Genomic DNA, 17241 nt, shown 5'->3' with positions numbered 1-17241 from the left:
ATCTGACATACTGAACTTCTGATGAATTCTTCCGAAAACTTTTCGATGGAGCCCGCCCGTCCGGGCGAACCTGCGTATCCCACGGGTGCTCCGGTGGTGGAACTCCCTGCGCGGAGATCGCGCTTTGCAGGCGTAAAGCTTTCGCCTGCAACGTACCTGCTGCTTGGGATCAATATTGCAGTCTTTCTGTGGATGGGGTATCGCGGCGCCGATCTGCGGCTTCCTTCGCTTGCGGACCTGATTCGCTTTGGGGCGAATAACTCCGACCTGGTGATCGTGCATGGGCAGTGGTGGCGGATCATCTCCGCCATGTTTGTCCATGTTGGTCTGATTCACCTGGCGACAAACATGTGGTGCCTGTGGAACCTCGGTCTGCTGGGTGAGCCGCTCCTGGGCTTCTTTGGCATGATCAGCGTGTACCTGCTGAGCGGCGCGGCGGGAAATCTTTTGTCGATTGCGTGGGACGTGATCTGGAAGCAGCATGGGCAGGTAGGCGCCGGAGCCTCCGGCGCGGTCTTTGGCATCGCCGGGATCCTGATTGTGCTGCTGTCGAACAAGCGACTCTCCGAGAGCCGTGGCGGCCGTCCGGGCATTCCCTGGATGGAACTGAGGGCCCTGCGGAAGAGCGTGATCCAGTTTGCGGGTCTGAACCTGGCGATCGGGCTGGCGTCGATCTTCTTCGATGTGGTCCGCATCGACAACAGCGCACATATCGGCGGTTTCGTCTGTGGGTTGGCGATGGGTGTACCGCTGCTGCCGGAGATGACTTCGGGAAGAGTGAAGTACTTGGAGCGCCAGAAGGTCGCGTTTCTGGGGTTCGCGCTTCTGCTCTCGCTCTTCGGATACTTCATTTCCAGGCTCTAAAACGAAGCGTAGATGACTGCAAAAGGATGATTTGCTCATTCTTTCGCGGCTTTATCGCGAAAGGGTGGGTAAGTTCGTCACAGACGCCTGCCGCTGGAAATTACTGCGCAATCGCTTGTAGAGCCAGCCCATGTCGCTTTACCGCCGAGATCTTTGCAAGATGATAGTCGTCGTGCTCTGCGATGAAATACACGAGATCGATAACGCGCATCGGCCGCTTGAGACGCGGATGAAACGCGGTCCTTTCGATCAGAGAGTCGTCAAAAGTATCGAAGCGCTCTACCAGCCTCGATCTCGCATCACGAAATCCATCCAAAAGTTCCTGAATGGGCCTGTCATTGTGATTTGCTTGCCAGGTAGCTCTGTTGGTCTCTTCCCATGCCCTAAGTTGTGAGACACCACTGATAAAGTCATCCAACCGCCCTGCCATGAGGGGCTCAATATCCACCAGGTGTCCAATATTTTCCTGAATGGACCAGGCAGTTCCCATCCGTTCGACGAGCAGGGAGGCAGGCACATCCTTTACGGCATCCTCCGCCCGGGCCGGGCCCCCACGAATTCTTTCCACGAGGTTGGGGTACATCGATCTTGGGCTTTCAAATTGAAAGCTGCGCTCAATCCAGGGTGAAACTGTCAACATTGGAACGTCCTCTTCCTGATTTTAGTAGTAGTCAAGGATAGCCTTTGGGCCGGGGAAAGTTTGCGCATGGAAGGAAGGTGGCTACATGTGCTACAGTTCGGCCACTTTGACTTGTGAAGTTTCAAAACGGGACGCTGCTAAATATTCACTTGCAGTTGATTGTCTTCCAGGTCGTCCGCATGTAAGCATAGCGACGCAAAACAAGATCACCATTCGGATAAGGAGCTTACATGCAAATGGCGTTGCGCACTTCTGACCATAAGCAATTCGGCACGATCTCACTTTCACGCAGCAGAAAGTTCATAGTGCAAGTCGCTGCGATAGAATCGCACGCACCAAGGCATAGAGCTTTTCTAAAAAGACATCACACCAATTCGATTGCTAACTTCCATTACTTCGTAGCTCTTATTACATTCCTCGTAGCGTCCGCTTTCTGTTCAACTTCATTCGCTCAAAGCTACACCATTCAGCAGTTTCCTCTAATCGGTCTGCCGAACTTTGGTCTCGGTGCAACCTCGATCGGCGCGGATGCGGGCGGCAATATTTACTTCAATCAAAATGAAATCGAATCAGTTCCTAATCAATCGGCAGTATATAAAGCAGTTCGGTCCGCAGGGTCATATACTTACAGCGCAGTCCTCTCCTCCACTACTGTGGCGTATGACGATGTTGCCGTAGATGGCATTGGAAACCTCTATTATTCAAGTCATTCAAGTGTTTCTGTCGCTGGGGGGGGCTATTGACGAATTTCCTGGTCTTCTCGTAGCAAGTTCAAGTTCGGGCACTTATTCAGGAATCGCAGTGTCGAAAGATAACTCGACAATCTATGGCGCAATTGCCAATGTGAACGGTGGCCAGATACTTGCATACAAGCAACGCCAAGCTACAATCGTTCCTGGTTCTACTTTGGGCTCACATCCTCGCCTTGCCACTGGACCGGATGGCACCGTGTATAGCCTCTGGCTCTTCAACGGCGGACTTAGGCTACTTGAGGATACTTTTTCAAATGGCAGTTATATTCAGTCAGTCATTCCAGTAGTCCGCAGCAGTCCAGTAATTTCTGCAAATGCGGCAGATATAGCGTCTGATTCCGAAGGTAACATTTTCATTGCCGATTCCACTAGCTCGACCGTATTGAAGCTAACTCGATCCAACGATGGCACCTTCAGTCAATCCGTAATTGCAACGGGCTTTGCCGGCCTTATTACCGTGGATCCAAATAACAATATTTATTGCGTGGATGGGACTACTGTCTATGAACTATCGCCTCAGCCTTAGCTCTTGGGCCACTTAGGCATACAGGTCAACCATCGGTAAAGCAAAAAGCCCGCTCGGTGAGAGCGGGCTTTTTGTTGTTCGGAGTTCGGGATCCTACGTGGTGGCACGCGGCTTCTGAGCCAGCAGGTTCGGTGTAGCGAAGCCACTGCCGCCGGAGGCCGCAGGCAGCTTGGGATTGATCTGCTTGCTGTCGGTCAGCGTGCTGCGCGCGATGAGGTGTACCAGGTTGTCTCCCGCGGTGCCGACGTAGAATGTGCCGTTGTCGGAGGAGAAGACGCCTGCTACGGGGGCCGTGGCTCCGTCGGCAAGGGTTACATAGGAGAGTGCGCCGGGGCCGCTGGTTGCAGGCTTATACGTCGGAAGCAGCGTTCCGGTGGTGGAGGCCGTGGAGGACGCTGGATAGGTGACGAAGGCCACCACGGAATCCGACGAAGGGATCACGTTTCCGCAAATGGGATAGGGGGTGGTGAGGGCTGCCAGCGTGGTGCAGGCACCGGCGTTGATGCTGCTCAACGTGACGGTATTGAGAGTGTTGGCGAACGTCGCACCGACTCCGCTGGAGGGGCATTGGCCGATGGGAAGTGTGCCGCTTCCATTCGTGAGATTGACGTCATTGAGAACAGGGACACCGCCTGCGGCGCTGCTCAGGCCAAGGATGTGTCTGGAGTCGTTCGTGGCGGCAACGCGATCGGCTGCTGCACCGACCTGTCCTGCGACTGGGTAGTAGTCGACCGGGGTCACCGTCGTGTTGGCGCAGTACGAGCGGCCAGTGATCGCGGAGTTCCCACCGATATAAGCACCGACCGAGGGTACGGTGACGGCGACGTCGTTTGCACCGGTAGCGGACATGTCGTAGTCATGCCAGCCCGTATTCACGCTGTAGACCAGAAGGTGGTTGGTGGAAGTGGTGATGTAGGCTGCCTGCGCATCCGGCGAATACTCTGCGCGCAGACCGATGCCCTGGAAGCTCGTGACGGTTGCGCTACTGGAAGGGGTATAGAGAGTGACCGTGTTGCGCGTCGGATCAGTGAGGACGACCGAGCTGTTGTCCGGAGCGACAGCAAGGACGCGTCCCTTCGCGGAGATGTCTTCCTTGGTGATGCCAAGGGTCGAGGTGGAGAAGGACATCAACTCCGTGTCCGAACCGAAGTAGATGGAGGTACCGTCTTCCGAGAGAACCATCGAGTTGGGAACGTAGGGGAGGCGGACAGGAGCGCCAATCGTGGTGTTGGTGAAGTCGACGGTTGTGATGTATTGGCTCTGGGTGCTCGCAATGTAAAGCAGCGTGCTGTTGAGTCCAGAGGCCGTCGCCTGAATGGTATTAGAGACAACCGGCTTGCCGTTTCCGAGCAGGCCGATGTTGGTATAGGGCGAAGGATTGCAGGTCGGCGGTGTGCAGAACGCGTTGACCGCAGTCGCGGACGGGAAGGTCGCGAGGATTCCGGTAGTCGATGCTGCAATCGTGGTCGGCGTGGTGGAGGTATAGGTCAGGGGGAGACCGGAGATGGTAACACCCTTCGTATCGATGACGGTCGCTGTGATGGGCTCCGCAGTATTGGGCGTAATCGCGACAGTTCCGGTGGAAGTATTGGTATTTGGAGTAGTGACGCTAATACTCGCGGGAGGGCAGGTGGAGAAGAAGCCTGCATTCGAGGTGGAGGAGGCGATATTTGCCTGCACTATGGTCGATCCAGGAAGCTGGGCGGTTGCTACACCGTTCTGGTCGAACGTGACGAGCCCAGCGGTGACGGCCGAGAACGTGGGGTGACCGACCTGGCAGGTAATGTTGTTTCCGCTGTTGTCAAAAGCGCGCGCTACGATCTGACGTGTGTCATTCTGCGAGACGCAGGTGGTGGCGTCGTAAGGCGTAGCGGTGACGGTGGTGCTGGTAATTGGGCAGCAAAAGGTCGAAATGTTGGTGTCGTTTGTGCAACTGGCCTCGGGAGTACCGATAATGATGCTCGCGATGGCAGGATGTACATACACCGTGATGCTGTTGGAGGTCGCGCCGCCCCCCGAAGCCGTAACAAGAGAGGTGACGGCGCTGAGGGCGTCTTTCGGGGCGGGAAGCGTGTTCGCGGTGCAAAAGGTGTAGTCGGCTGTGCCGCCGGGTGTGTTCCGGTTCCAGATACCAGCGCAGAGGGCGCCTGTGGTCGGATTGATATCTACGAGTGAAGGATTGGAGCTCGCATATTTATAGGCGCTGATCGAAACAGTGGTGCCTTTGCAGTCGATGGCAGTCGGCGTAGTCAAGTTCGTTATCTGGCCGGAGCTGAGACTCACACCGAAGTACTGCGGCGTGAGGGTGATGCTGGTCACCTGGCCGAGGCGGATACCCGAGCTGCCCTCGCAGAACTGATTGGTGGCGGTTTTGCCGCAACCGGAGAGCGAAATGCCGACGGGGACAGTGAAGAGCAGAACGACTAAGAGTGAAACGAAACGGCGCATCAGACCTCCCCGTACAGGCCGGAAGGCATGCACGGTACAGCAAACTGCAAGATTTTTTCAGAGAGAAAGCTCTGACCTTCAAGTGTAGAGGGTGCGGATGGGGCTTGCAAATTAGACGCACGGAGGAAAGCGCAGTTAGCGGGCTAAGGCCCCTGTAGGGCCCTGTGCAGGCATCTGGGTATTGAACCAGTTGAGGGCGCGCGTGAGCACGTCGACGCGATGCGCTTCTTCCCGAAAGTGATGACCTTCGTTGGGATAAACGACGAGTTCCGTGGGCACTTTCTGTGCGCGGAGCGCATGCCAGAACTCGAAGGACTGGGGCGCCGGGCACTCTCCGTCGCGGTCTCCGACGACGATGAGCGTGGGGGTGCGCGCCTCTTTAACAAAGGTGATCGGCGAACTTTTGGCGTAGACCGCAGGGTCGTTATAGACGGTGTCGCCGAAGAACGGTGTCATCCATTGGTCGATGGAGTTTTCGCCATAGTAGCTCAGCCAGTTGGAAACGCCTGCACCTGCGACGGCGGCGTGGAAACGATGCGTCTGTGTCACGGCGAACATGGTCATGTATCCGCCATAAGACCAGCCGGTAATACCCTCGCGGGTGGGGTCGATGGGGAGCTTCTTTTCGAGAAGGTCAAGACCTGCGAGGATGTCGCGAAGATCGCCGTACCCGAAATCTCTGCGGTTGGCCTGGGTAAAGGTCTCGCCCTGCCCAAACGAGCCACGGGGATTGGGGAGAAAGACAAAATAATCCAGCGCGGAGAAGGGCGCTGGGCCAAAGGCGGCGGTCGGCCACATCGAAGCATTTGCCCCCGAGGGACCGCCGTGAACGTAGGTAATGAGGCCGTATTTCTTCGCCGGATCGTAGTGGGCGGGGTAGAGAAGGAAGCCCTGCAGATTGAATCCATCGTTGGTGTATTCGATAGATTCGGATTTGCCCCACGATGGCTTAAGTGTGTCGTTGAGATGGGTCACCTGATGTAGGTTGCCGGGCGAACCGAAGTAGACTTCCGGGGCCTTTTCAAACGAACTGGCGAAGAACGCGACGTTACGGGTCGAAGGTGAGACGGAGAGCGAGAGGACACTGGCACCGGAACCGAGAGTGCCATCAAAGTTCTGCGAGGTAAAGGGCATCTGATGCCCGCTGGTACCAAGGATGGCTACGTGGACTTTGCCTCGTTCGTGTTCGCTGATGAGAACGTGATCAGCGCCAACCCACTGGAACCAGGCGATGGAGGCTTTGCGGCCTTCGGTAAAGGGATGCGTGTCTTTGCCTTCGGACGAGGTGATGTAGAGGTCGCCGCCGTTAGAACCGAAGTCGGACATTAGGCCACCGAGGAAGGCGATGTTTTTGCCATCGGGAGAAAAGCGGGGCAGGGTGATCTGCAGTCCATGGAGCGGACCGGGAATGGTATTGGGGTCCACGAGCATCTGCGGTTCCAGCAGAGACTCTTTCGCCTTGAACTCAGGCTTCGAGGCGTCGATCCCTACGGCATAAAGGCGCGCGACCCACCAGTTATTTTCTCCGGGCGAGGGGGCTGCGGTGTACACGATTCGACTCGAATCGGGTGACCAGGAAAACTCGTAAATATGAAGATCGGTGAGATTGTTTTTGGGAACGTATCCGGTGGCGACTTCTACTGTTTTGACGGTTTGCACTTCGATGTTGTCCTGCCCAATGACACCGATGGCTGGCTGCATGGCATCGGTTGCACCTGCGCTGCGGGTGGCGTTCGAAACGAAGAGGAAGGCGATGGTCTTGCCGTCGGGCGAGAACTGCGGTTCGTCCAGATTGCCGGTGAGGTGTGTGAGCTGGCGAACCCCATTCGTGGCTGGCGTGAAGATCCAGAGTTGAGACTGAGGGGATTTTGCGCCGTGCAAATCACAATCGGACAGGAAGGCAAGCTGCGTTGAATCTGCGGACCATGTAGGGTGGCTGCTTTTACAGGCGCTGGTCGCAGTGTTGCCGGGTTTCGAGGCCGTGTCCGGAGAGAGAACGCGGTCCTGATCGAGCGCAGCGGTCATAATCAGATGCAGATTAGAGTCACCCGTCCAGGCCAGGAGCTTGCCGTCGGGCGAGAGTGCGACCTGCTGCGGTGTGCGCGTCTTTGCCAGATCAGTAATGAGAGCGGCGATACGTGGATTAGGTGCGCTCTGGGCGGAAACTGCACCGGCAAAGAAAAGAAGAGCGGCAAGGTGTCTGTGCATGGGATTGAGGGTAAGCGTATCAGGATCGGACTGAACAGGCAGACGCTAGAAGCGCTCAGAAAGTTTTGTCGTAGACGGAGATTTCGATGAGATTGCGGTCGGGGTCACGGAAGTAGATGGAGGTCATCGGCCCGAGCGCGCCTGTCCGGGCGACAGGACCTTCTTCTGTGGAAATCTTCTCTTCTGCCAGGCGCCGCATGATTTGTTCCAACGACTGGGTCGCGATAAAGCAGAGGTCGGCGGAGCCAGGGGTGGGGTGTGCGGCTTTAGGGTCGAAGGTGTGGTTCTGCTGGTGAAGATTGATCTTTTGCCTGCCGAAGTGGAGGCTCCAGCGGCCGTCTTTCTCACGCGGTTCGAAGCGCAGCGCACGATGATAGAAGTCAAGCGTAGAGGAGATACTGGCAACAGTGAGAACGAGGTGGTCGAGACGGTCGATCATCTCCGGTTGGATGCACTTTGTGAGGCCCTCTCCTGCGGAAAGAGCCTCTGTATTTTGCGGGTTAGAAACGGGCGCGAATGGATTCGACGTGCGGTGCAAGGAAGGTGGCGCGGTCGGCCCCGTAGTTCAGAGCAGCGGCTCCGCCTGCATTAACGAAATGGACCTCTGTAACTCCCAGGAAACCAAAGATGGTGCGGAGATAAGGTTCAGCGTGATTGAGGGATTCCATGGCGGTGCCAGCGTCGTAATTTCCGCCGGAGGCGAGAAGGAAAGTGGCCTTTTTGCCGGTGAGGAGGCCCACAGGAGTGCCTGTGGCGTAGGAGAAGGTGCGGTTGACGCGGGCGATCTGGTCAATCCAGAGTTTGAGGGTAGAGGGGATGGAGAAGTTGTGCATGGGCACGCCCAGGACATACTCGTTCGCCTCTTCGAGTTCGGAGATCAGGGTGTCCGAAAGGGAGAGGAGCTGTTTCTGCTCTGATGTAAGGGAGTCGGCTGGCGTGTATATGGCTGCAACATAGGCTGCTGTGACGGGAGGAATGGCTGAGGTAGTGGTATCGCGGCGAATGATTTTTCCGTTCGGGTTTGCCTTCTTCCAGTTCTGGACGAATTCGTTGGAGAGGTGGCGCGAGATGGAGGCCTCGCCGAGGGGGCTTGAGTCGAGATGAAGCAGAGTGGACATGAGTGAATCTCCTAATGATGAATCGATGTCTAAACAACAGGTGTTGATTCATAAAAACCGACGTCTGTCGTTTTATTCCCGCACGGCGTATCTTTTAACGGAGGCTTGATGAGCGATAAGGCTGCTGAACTCGTGGATCCACGCATCCGACGGACGCGCCTGTCGCTCCAGCAAGCGTTGGGGAAGCTGCTCGATGAGCGGGAGTTCGAGAAGATCTCCGTGCAGGACATCGCCGAAGCCGCAGCGGTGAACCGGGCCACGTTCTATGACCACTATCCAGACAAGTTCGCCTTGCTGGAGTGCATGGTCGGAACACAGTTTCAAGAGCTGTTGGACCAGCGCGGCGTGGTCTTTGACGGGACCTGCGCCAGCGCGCTCCGTGCGATTGTGCTGGGCGTCTGCGATTATGTCGCGTCAAGGCCGACCAGGTGTGAGCGGCAGAGGCAGATGGAGCCGCACATGGAAGCGGCCGTGATTGCGGTGGTGCGGAAGATGCTTCTTGAGGGATTGCAGCGGCATCCGCCGCAGGGCGCGTCACCGGAGATGGTGGCGACCGCCGTGAGCTGGGCCATCTATGGTGCGGCCAAGGAGTGGTTGAGTACGCCGGCGCGTGTGGCGTCGGAGGAGATTGTCGGGACAGTGATGGGGTTGGTGGTTCCGATGCTTGCCGAGCCGACGCCACAGGTGTTGCACGGGTAGAAGCTGTACTTCTTTGTCATCCTGTAGCGTAGCGAAGGGATCTGCTTTGCCAGGGTCGACGCAAATTCCTGTCAAGCCCCCGCGTCCAAGTAGCCTTCGCAAACGATTGAAAGCAAAAGCAATATAGGCCATCTAAATCTGCCGATTTGCCCACTCCAAGTTGCTAGAATTAAAACAACAGGGAAGCCCACCAAAATCTGTGCCCCATCCTTTCGCGGCTTTATCGCGAAAGGGTGGGGTCGCGCAGAGCGCACAAACTGATATCTAAGGAAGCGCACAAACCGGAAGCCCATACATGTGCAGTTTCGCGGATAAGAATCAGGGCTTGTGTTTGGTGGTGATCCGGGCGAGGAGGAACTCTTCGAAAAGGGCACCGATCGAGGCCGATGCTGTGGCCAGTGCGGCGTTGGTAAGGGTGAGCCCCGCTCCTCGGTTACTGGCTGGGTAATAGGCGTTGGAAAGGCCTGCGGCAGTGAAGTTACCCGCGATGAAGGAATAGTTTGGCTGCCATTTGCCGCTATCGCTTTTGCAAAGGACGGCGCTGGCGATGGCGTACATCGCGCGCTTCTTGATGGTTCCGGTGCCTTTGTAGAAGTAGCGCGGGTCTTGGTGGAAGAGCGAAGGATAAACGGCCCCACCGAAAAAGGTGGCGCTGAAAGTGTCTCCCGTGGCCGCGCCGAAGCGCTTGCCATACCCGGCGGGGCCGGTGCCGAAGCCGGAGAAGGTGTTATTTGCCTGTTCAACCCCCGCAGCGATGGCGGTGAAGCCGAAGGTGACCGGGTCGATGGCCGTGCGCCAGGCCAGATGGTACTTCTGTCCGGTGGAGAGTGGAGCAGGATTTTTTTCGAAGGTGACGAAGAAGTTGGGGATCACGCCAAGGACGCGCTGGTGTTCTTCGACCTTAAGCTGCTCGACGGCTACTTCGTGCTGAGAGAGAGCGTCGACCGAGGTATAGACCGTGGCAATTTTCAACTGGATGCTGGGGAGATCTACGTCTTTGCCGGGTTGAACGACGACGCCGGCATGGGTCCAGGGGCTGAATCCCGTGGCCGTAATGGTGATGGTGTAGGTGCCTGGAGCAATGGCCGGGAGTTTGAAGAACCCATCACTGTCGGTTACGGCAGAGTAAGAAGGCAGAGCGGGGCCGGTAAGAATGATCTGCGCGCCTGCGATGTCTCCTCCCTCGGCGGAGGTGACGGTCCCGATCAATTGGCTGGGAGTGGGGGAAGGCAGGGCGGTGGACTGAGGAGCGGGAGCATCGATAAGCACCGCGTTGACGATCTGTTGGGCTGAAATCTGCGGCACGAAAAAGCTCAAGCAAAAAACAAGGCTGCAGAGACTGCGCATAGACGGGCGTTCCTCATAAGTTCGGACTAACCGGCATTCAGTGGACGCTCCAGAGAGGGAAACAGCTTCTCTTCTGGGTGGCTTGCAGGGCACGTCTTCTGGTTGGACGGGATTTATCGTGGGAAGACGCAGATCCTGTTTGGATTAGGGAAAGTCTATAAGAAGGAGGTCGGCAGGTGGTGTTTCTCCAAATCTTACGGACTGGCGGCTTTTGGCGTATCTGGCTTCCTGTGCTGGCGCTGAGAGGTATGGCAGGAGAAAGAAGGATGTGGTTCTCCCGTGTGGCCCACTCTTTAGTAGTTCAGAAGAATTCGAAATAAGCCCGAAATCGTTGACGTTTCAACGGCAGATTGGTACAGTTAGAGGGTTCCGTATGTATCCAGGTCGTATTGCGCAGTTTGGCAGTGCGAACAGGGCAGAGAAAAGCCCCGGCGGGTCGCAGATTTTGGCGATTTCCGCTAGACTGGATAGAGAGTACGACCGCTGTTGGATCGGCTTTTCGGAGTTGGTCTGAAGTTAGAAGCAGCGGCCTTTCGTTCGAGCCTGCGACACCCTCCACCCTGGATGGGCTATGTGGGCCGGAACAGCGAAACGGAGTCGTCACCTGGGCAATTTGGTGAGAGAGCGCGTAGCGTTCTCTGCTGTGTTGCGTAGGGAGTTCGGCCACCGTCGACTGTTTTGTTCGTCTGGTTGTGAGTTGTTTGCAGTGTAGTCACGCTTTTGGGCGTGGATGTGCTGTGAGTACAGACGCGAAGCAGGATGTACTTCGCCGGAGTGCGCGACCTTCAGGTCAAGAGCGCGCTCTTGCCGCGTGTGCGGTTGGCTGAAGTGCGTTTTGTTGACGCGGCATGAGTTTTGAGAAGTTCGAATTGGTATCTGAGGAGTTCTACTGTGCCTACGTTTCATCAGCTTGTGAAGAAGGGTCGGACTGCGCCGAACTATAAGACGGCCAGCCCGGCATTGCAGGGATCGCCCCAGCGCCGTGGAGTTTGCACCCGCGTGTACACGCAGACACCGAAGAAGCCGAACTCGGCCCTCCGTAAGGTCGCACGTGTTCGCCTGACGAACGGCATTGAAGTGACCAGCTACATCCCGGGCGAAGGCCACAACCTGCAGGAGCACTCGATCGTGCTCATCCGCGGCGGCCGTGTGAAGGATCTGCCGGGCGTTCGCTATCACATCGTTCGCGGAACGCTGGATTCGGTAGGCGTTGCAAAGCGTCTGCAGAGCCGCTCCAAGTACGGTGCAAAGCGTCCTAAGGCTGCAACCAAGTAGTTCGCAGTTTCTTAGTCGCTAAAGAATCACGAATTTTTCAGGTCCAGATGCTTGAGATGTTTACGGCGCTGGAGGAAGACGAGAAGAGAGAGCAATGCCAAGAAAAGGTTATATCGCCAAGCGTGAGGTTTCACCGGATCCGGTGTACCAGTCGACCCTCGTGACCAAGTTTGTGAACTCGATGATGTGGGGCGGCAAGAAGTCGACCGCCCAGGGCATCTTCTACGAGAGCATGAAGAATCTCGAAGCCAAGGGTGGCGGCGACGATGCTTTGAAGCTTTTCAAGAAGGCTGTTGAGAACGTGAAGCCCCTGCTGGAAGTGAAGAGCCGCCGTGTCGGTGGTGCGAACTACCAGGTGCCGATCGAAGTGAACCCGGAGCGTCGTACGTCGCTCGCGATCCGCTGGCTGGTGAGCTACGGACGTAGCCGTGGCGAGAAGGGCATGGTCGAGAAGTTGACGGCTGAGCTTCTGGATGCTGCCAATGGCCGTGGCGCCGCGATGAAGAAGAAGGAAGACGTTCATCGTATGGCCGAAGCGAACAAGGCATTTGCTCACTACCGCTGGTAGTTCGGGCTCAAGTTTGTAGTAAGCAGTGAATGGGTTTTGCAACCGCGGACGGAAGTTCGCAGAAGAGATAAAAGACCGTGGCTCGCACAGTACCTCTCAATAAATGTCGCAACATTGGCATCATGGCTCACATCGACGCCGGCAAGACGACGACGACCGAGCGCATTCTTTTCTATACGGGCGTCAATCACCGTATCGGAGAGGTGCACGAGGGCACTGCCACCATGGATTGGATGGAGCAGGAGCAGGAGCGCGGCATTACGATTACCTCCGCCGCGACGACCTGCACCTGGAACGGCATCCTGATCAACATCATCGACACCCCGGGCCACGTGGACTTCACCGCTGAGGTGGAGCGTTCGCTCCGTGTGCTCGACGGTGCGGTCGCATGCTTCGACGCGGTTGCTGGTGTGCAGCCCCAGTCGGAGACGGTGTGGCGTCAGGCGGACAAGTACAAGGTTCCCCGTATCTGCTTCATCAACAAGATGGACAAGAACGGTGGCGATGCAGAGTACGCGACGCAGACGATCAAGGATCGTCTCGGCGCGAAGGCTGTCATGATCCAGCTCGCGATCGGAGCAGAGGCGAAGTTTGCCGGCGTGGTCGACCTGGTGGAGATGAAGGCCATTCTCTGGCACGACGAGACCATGGGCGCGAAGTACTCTGTGGAAGAGATTCCCGCGGACCTGAAGGACAAGGCAGTCGAGTTCCGGAACATTCTGATCGAAGCGGTTGCCGATCAGGACGATGCGCTGATGGAGAAGTATCTGGATGGCCAGGAGCCGACGGTTGCAGAGTTGAAGTCTGCGATTCGTAAGGCAACGATCGGCATGCATATCTTCCCGGTTCTCTGCGGTTCGTCTTTCAAGAACAAGGGTGTACAGACGCTGCTCGATGCAGTCGTTGACTACCTGCCGAGCCCGCTCGACATTCCTCCGATGATCGGTCACGATCCCGAGGACATGGAAGTGGAGATCATCCGCAAGGCGGACGATAAGGAGCCTCTCTCGGCTCTCGGGTTCAAGATCATGACCGATCCCTTCGTGGGTCAGCTGATCTTCATCCGTATCTACTCGGGCGTGCTGAAGACCGGAGACTCCGTTCTGAATCCGCGTACGCGTAAGACGGAGCGCATCGGTCGCCTGCTCAAGATGCATGCGAACAAGCGTGAAGAGATTACCGAGATCATGGCGGGCGATATCTGCGCAGCTGTCGGTCTCAAGAATCTGGTCACAGGTGACACCATCTGCTCTGAGAAGGATCCTGTCGTTCTCGAGTCCATCGACTTCCCGAAGCCCGTCATCGCGGTTGCGGTAGAACCGAAGACCAAGGCCGATCAGGAAAAGATGGGCATGGCTCTCTCGAAGCTGGCGCAGGAAGATCCTACCTTCCGTGTTCACACGGATCCGGATTCGAATCAGACCATCATCTCGGGCATGGGCGAGCTTCATCTCGAGATCATCGTCGACCGCATGATGCGCGAGTACAAGGTGGAAGCGAACGTTGGTAAGCCCCAGGTGGCGTACCGCGAGACGATCCGCACGAACTCCGACGCGGAAGGCAAGTACATCCGCCAGTCGGGTGGTTCTGGTAACTACGGCCACGCGAAGATTCGCATCGAGCCGAACGAGCCAGGCAAGGGTTACGAGTTCACCAACGACACCAAGGGCGGAGCGATTCCGAAGGAATACGTGAAGCCGATCGACCAGGGCATCCAGGAAGCCATGCAGGGCGGCATTCTGGCGGGCTACGAAATGGTCGATATCAAGGTCAGCCTCTACGACGGTTCGTATCACGATGTCGATTCCAACGAAATGGCGTTCAAAATCGCCGGTTCGATGGCGTTCAAGGAAGCTGCGCGCAAAGCGAAGCCGGTTCTTCTGGAGCCTGTGATGAGCGTTGAAGTGACCGTCCCCGAAGAGTACATGGGAACGATCATCGGCGATCTGAACTCGCGCCGCGGACGCATTGAAGGCATGGAGATGGTCGGAGGTTCGCAGGTGATCAAGGCGAACGTTCCGCTCAGCGAGATGTTCGGCTACGCTACCCACATGCGGTCGTCCACGCAGGGTCGCGCAAACTACTCGATGCAGTTCAGCCGCTACGAAGAAGCGCCTCGCTCGGTCTCGGAAGAGATCATCGCGAAGGTCCAGGGCAAAGAACGATAGTCCTCGCCGGACGGGCGGAAGCCTTCGGCGCGAATCAATTAAAGATTTTCAGTAACCGATTTTGAAGTAACGGAGAGCAACATGGCGAAGGAAAAGTTTGACCGGTCTAAGCCGCACGTAAACGTAGGAACGATTGGTCATATTGATCATGGCAAGACGACGTTGACGGCGGCGATCACGAAGGTATTGTCGAAGCACAACCCGAAGAACAGCTTCCGTTCGTTCGACACGATTGACAACGCACCGGAAGAGCGCGAGCGCGGCATTACGATTGCGACCTCGCACGTGGAGTATGAGACGGCGAACCGTCACTATGCCCACGTCGACTGCCCGGGCCACGCCGATTACATCAAGAACATGATCACGGGCGCAGCGCAGATGGACGGCGCGATCCTCGTGGTGGCAGCGACCGACGGACCGATGCCCCAGACCAAGGAGCACGTTCTCCTGGCGCGCCAGGTAGGCGTACCGTACATCGTTGTGTTCCTGAACAAGTGCGATGCTGTGGAAGACACGGAGCTGATCGACCTGGTCGAGATGGAAGTGCGCGAGCTTCTGAGCAAGTATGACTTCCCTGGCGACGACGTTCCCGTGATCCGCGGCTCTGCCCTCGGCGCTCTGAACGGCGAAGCGCAGTGGGAAGCCTCCGTAGACGAGCTGATGGCCGCTGTGGACGCGAACGTTCCCCAGCCTGACCGTCTCGTGGACCTGCCGTTCCTGATGCCGATCGAAGATATCTTCTCGATCTCCGGCCGCGGAACTGTGGTGACGGGCCGTATCGAGCGTGGCCGCATCAACGTGGGTGGACCTGCGGAGATCGTTGGCTTCCGCGAGACGCGCCAGACGGTTGTGACGGGCGTTGAGATGTTCAAGAAGCAGTTGGACGAGGGTCTTGCGGGCGATAACGCTGGTCTTCTTCTACGCGGTATCGCGAAGGAAGATGTGGAGCGCGGCATGGTGTTGGCCAAGCCGGGATCGATCACGCCGCACACGACGTTCAAGGGCGAGATCTATGTTCTTTCGAAGGAAGAGGGCGGACGTCATACCCCGTTCTTCGACGGCTACCGTCCCCAGTTCTACTTCCGGACCACGGACGTGACGGGATCGGCAAAGCTGCCAGCAGGTACAGAGATGGTGATGCCGGGCGACAACATCTCGCTGGAGATCACGCTGCACACGCCGGTGGCGATGGAAAAGGGTCTGCGCTTCGCCATCCGTGAGGGTGGACGTACCGTCGGAGCCGGTACCATCTCCGAGATCATCAAGTAAGTAGTTTCAAGTTGTAAGTCGCAAGTTATCAGTGTGAGGCTGCGGTTCGTTACGAACCGCAGCACAGAAACCAAGATCTTTAGTAGTACGAAAGAAGAGAGACATTATGGCTGGACAGCAGAGAATCCGGATTCGCCTGAAGGCATACGACTATCGCGTTCTGGATACATCCACGGGCGAGATCGTTGAGACGGCAAAGCGCACGGGCGCACAGGTTGCGGGACCCATTCCGCTCCCCACGATGAAGAACAAGTACTGCGTTCTTCGCTCCCCGCACGTGGACAAGAAGAGCCGCGAGGCCTTCGAGATCCGCACGCACAAGCGCCTGATCGATATCCTCGAGCCGACGCAGCAGACGGTAGATGCGCTCATGAAGCTCGATCTTCCCGCTGGCGTAGACGTAGAGATCAAAACGGTCACCAAGTAGTTTCAAGTTTTTTTGTTGTCAGTTATCAGTAATTAGATTTTCGGGTAAGACCGGCAGTGCTCACGCGTTGAGCATGATGAGGAGAGGAAGAAATGGCAGTCACAGGAATTCTCGGTCGCAAGATCGGCATGACACAGGTATTTGACGAGCGCGGTGATGTTCACCCGATCACGGTCATCAAGGCTGGACCTTGCGTGATCACACAGCTCAAGACGATGCAGAAGGATGGCTACGAAGCCGCCCAGATCGGTCTCGTTGAGTTCGTCAAGGCAAGCAAGATCAACAAGGCGATGACGGGTCACTTTGCCAAGAGCAGCGTGCCTCCGGTCAAGATCATCCGCGAAGTCCCGTTCGAAGCTTCCGCCGAAGGCGAAGAGGCTGTGAAGTCGGGCGATCGCGTTCTGATCGACATCTTCGAAAATGCAAAGTTTGTTGACGTGATCGGAACTTCGAAGGGCCGCGGTTTCGCTGGCGTTATTCGTCGTCACGGTTTCGGCGGCGGACCCAAGTCGCATGGACATATGTTCCAGGTGCAGGGTTCGATCGGCGCATCCAGCTTTCCCAGCCGCGTGTTTCCTGGCCAGCGTATGCCGGGCCACATGGGCGCAGCACAGATTACCGTTCGCAACCTGCGGATCCGCGGCATCGACCTTGAGGACAACCTCATCATGGTCGAAGGCGCAGTCCCGGGACCGCGTGATGGTGTGGTTCTCGTCTCTCGTGCCAAGGCTCCGCCGCGTGAGCGTCGTGGGTTCGGTGGTTCGGGAACGGTCGATCCGCTGAAGGCTTCCAAGAAGGCAGCTCCTTCCAAAAAGAAGTAGTTGCTCGTAAGTAGTACCACTGGTTGCGGAGTCTGATTCAGGCTTGTCTGCAAGGTGAATATCGATTTCAAAGAATGGCCGCCGCAATGGTACGGGGCCGAAGGATATGAG

At 56.9% G+C, this 17241-nt stretch carries 16 protein-coding genes; 10 read left to right on the top strand and 6 right to left on the bottom strand.

The features are described from left to right. Positions 1–21: 21 nt before the first annotated feature. Positions 22–864, top strand: a complete 843-nt coding sequence (locus ACIPR4_RS16165) for a rhomboid family intramembrane serine protease (protein ID WP_013569739.1) — start codon at positions 22–24, stop codon at positions 862–864. Positions 865–964: 100 nt separating this feature from the next. Here ACIPR4_RS16165 and ACIPR4_RS16160 read toward each other — a convergent pair whose 3' ends face one another. Then, the gene (locus ACIPR4_RS16160) at positions 965–1504 is read right to left on the bottom strand and encodes a DinB family protein (protein ID WP_013569738.1); all 540 of its coding nucleotides are present in this window, start codon (positions 1502–1504) and stop codon (positions 965–967) included. A 230-nt stretch (positions 1505–1734) separates the two neighbouring features. On the opposite strand from ACIPR4_RS16160, the gene ACIPR4_RS22820 reads away from it, so the two are divergent. Together ACIPR4_RS22820 and ACIPR4_RS22585 are read left to right on the top strand one after the other, a co-directional pair. Continuing rightward, positions 1735–2247 carry a hypothetical protein gene (locus ACIPR4_RS22820; protein ID WP_013569737.1) on the top strand — a complete coding sequence of 171 codons (513 nt, stop codon included), beginning with the start codon at positions 1735–1737 and terminating at the stop codon, positions 2245–2247. After that, entirely contained in the window at positions 2183–2782 is a 600-nt protein-coding gene (locus ACIPR4_RS22585) for an NHL repeat-containing protein (protein ID WP_144312460.1), read from the top strand. The genes ACIPR4_RS22820 and ACIPR4_RS22585 overlap by 65 nt, the downstream gene beginning before the upstream one ends. Before the next feature lie 93 nt (positions 2783–2875). Here the strand turns inward: ACIPR4_RS22585 and ACIPR4_RS16155 are convergent, their stop codons facing one another. From ACIPR4_RS16155 to ACIPR4_RS16140, 4 genes are all read right to left on the bottom strand, one after another. Beyond that, complete coding sequence (locus ACIPR4_RS16155; protein ID WP_013569735.1) at positions 2876–5230, bottom strand: hypothetical protein; 2355 nt, start codon at positions 5228–5230, stop codon at positions 2876–2878. A 135-nt stretch (positions 5231–5365) separates the two neighbouring features. Next, positions 5366–7438: a S9 family peptidase gene (locus ACIPR4_RS16150; RefSeq protein ID WP_013569734.1), complete on the bottom strand. Its 2073-nt coding sequence runs from the start codon at positions 7436–7438 to the stop codon at positions 5366–5368. 55 nt (positions 7439–7493) lie between these two features. Then, a complete protein-coding gene (locus tag ACIPR4_RS16145) occupies positions 7494–7877 on the bottom strand; it encodes a VOC family protein (protein ID WP_013569733.1) in 384 nt (127 codons plus the stop codon). Between the two features lie 61 nt (positions 7878–7938). Continuing rightward, a complete protein-coding gene (locus ACIPR4_RS16140; protein ID WP_013569732.1) occupies positions 7939–8556 on the bottom strand; it encodes an FMN-dependent NADH-azoreductase in 618 nt (205 codons plus the stop codon). Positions 8557–8664: 108 nt separating this feature from the next. Between ACIPR4_RS16140 and ACIPR4_RS16135 the strand changes: the two genes are divergently transcribed. Further along, positions 8665–9255 (top strand): TetR/AcrR family transcriptional regulator, encoded by a 591-nt coding sequence (locus ACIPR4_RS16135; RefSeq protein ID WP_013569731.1) that lies wholly within the window; start codon positions 8665–8667, stop codon positions 9253–9255. Positions 9256–9573: 318 nt separating this feature from the next. Here the strand turns inward: ACIPR4_RS16135 and ACIPR4_RS16130 are convergent, their stop codons facing one another. After that, positions 9574–10560 (bottom strand): carboxypeptidase-like regulatory domain-containing protein, encoded by a 987-nt coding sequence (locus tag ACIPR4_RS16130; RefSeq protein WP_187290198.1) that lies wholly within the window; start codon positions 10558–10560, stop codon positions 9574–9576. Between the two features lie 933 nt (positions 10561–11493). Here ACIPR4_RS16130 and rpsL point away from each other — a divergent pair. The 6 genes from rpsL to rplC all read left to right on the top strand — a co-directional run bounded on the left by rpsL (position 11494) and on the right by rplC (position 17130). Then, a complete protein-coding gene (rpsL, locus tag ACIPR4_RS16125; RefSeq protein WP_013569728.1) occupies positions 11494–11877 on the top strand; it encodes a 30S ribosomal protein S12 in 384 nt (127 codons plus the stop codon). Between the two features lie 94 nt (positions 11878–11971). Beyond that, positions 11972–12445, top strand: a complete 474-nt coding sequence (gene rpsG / locus ACIPR4_RS16120; protein ID WP_013569727.1) for a 30S ribosomal protein S7 — start codon at positions 11972–11974, stop codon at positions 12443–12445. Between the two features lie 77 nt (positions 12446–12522). Next, positions 12523–14613 (top strand): elongation factor G, encoded by a 2091-nt coding sequence (gene fusA / locus ACIPR4_RS16115; RefSeq protein WP_013569726.1) that lies wholly within the window; start codon positions 12523–12525, stop codon positions 14611–14613. Between the two features lie 81 nt (positions 14614–14694). After that, positions 14695–15882, top strand: coding sequence for an elongation factor Tu (gene tuf / locus ACIPR4_RS16110; protein WP_013569725.1), 1188 nt, complete (start codon positions 14695–14697; stop codon positions 15880–15882). A gap of 106 nt (positions 15883–15988) precedes the next feature. Next, positions 15989–16309 (top strand): 30S ribosomal protein S10, encoded by a 321-nt coding sequence (gene rpsJ / locus ACIPR4_RS16105; RefSeq protein ID WP_013569724.1) that lies wholly within the window; start codon positions 15989–15991, stop codon positions 16307–16309. Between the two features lie 92 nt (positions 16310–16401). After that, positions 16402–17130 (top strand): 50S ribosomal protein L3, encoded by a 729-nt coding sequence (gene rplC, locus ACIPR4_RS16100; protein ID WP_013569723.1) that lies wholly within the window; start codon positions 16402–16404, stop codon positions 17128–17130. The last annotated feature ends 111 nt before the right edge of the window (positions 17131–17241 follow it).

Origin of the sequence: Terriglobus saanensis SP1PR4 (genome assembly GCF_000179915.2) — a bacterium.
In the GTDB taxonomy this organism is placed as follows: domain Bacteria; phylum Acidobacteriota; class Terriglobia; order Terriglobales; family Acidobacteriaceae; genus Terriglobus; species Terriglobus saanensis.
Note: the sequence above shows the minus strand (reverse complement) of the source record. Positions and strands in the feature narration are given on the sequence as shown.

Bases quoted from the DNA above. Each gene is read 5' to 3' on its own strand.
- ACIPR4_RS16165 (WP_013569739.1), top strand. From the start codon at position 22: ATGAATTCTTCCGAAAACTTTTCGATGGAGCCCGCCCGTCCGGGCGAA.
- ACIPR4_RS16160 (WP_013569738.1), bottom strand. From the start codon at position 1,504: ATGTTGACAGTTTCACCCTGGATTGAGCGCAGCTTTCAATTTGAAAGC.
- ACIPR4_RS22820 (WP_013569737.1), top strand. From the start codon at position 1,735: ATGCAAATGGCGTTGCGCACTTCTGACCATAAGCAATTCGGCACGATC.
- ACIPR4_RS22585 (WP_144312460.1), top strand. From the start codon at position 2,183: ATGGCATTGGAAACCTCTATTATTCAAGTCATTCAAGTGTTTCTGTCG.
- ACIPR4_RS16155 (WP_013569735.1), bottom strand. From the start codon at position 5,230: ATGCGCCGTTTCGTTTCACTCTTAGTCGTTCTGCTCTTCACTGTCCCC.
- ACIPR4_RS16150 (WP_013569734.1), bottom strand. From the start codon at position 7,438: ATGCACAGACACCTTGCCGCTCTTCTTTTCTTTGCCGGTGCAGTTTCC.
- ACIPR4_RS16145 (WP_013569733.1), bottom strand. From the start codon at position 7,877: ATGATCGACCGTCTCGACCACCTCGTTCTCACTGTTGCCAGTATCTCC.
- ACIPR4_RS16140 (WP_013569732.1), bottom strand. From the start codon at position 8,556: ATGTCCACTCTGCTTCATCTCGACTCAAGCCCCCTCGGCGAGGCCTCC.
- ACIPR4_RS16135 (WP_013569731.1), top strand. From the start codon at position 8,665: ATGAGCGATAAGGCTGCTGAACTCGTGGATCCACGCATCCGACGGACG.
- rpsG (WP_013569727.1), top strand. From the start codon at position 11,972: ATGCCAAGAAAAGGTTATATCGCCAAGCGTGAGGTTTCACCGGATCCG.
- tuf (WP_013569725.1), top strand. From the start codon at position 14,695: ATGGCGAAGGAAAAGTTTGACCGGTCTAAGCCGCACGTAAACGTAGGA.
- rpsJ (WP_013569724.1), top strand. From the start codon at position 15,989: ATGGCTGGACAGCAGAGAATCCGGATTCGCCTGAAGGCATACGACTAT.
- rplC (WP_013569723.1), top strand. From the start codon at position 16,402: ATGGCAGTCACAGGAATTCTCGGTCGCAAGATCGGCATGACACAGGTA.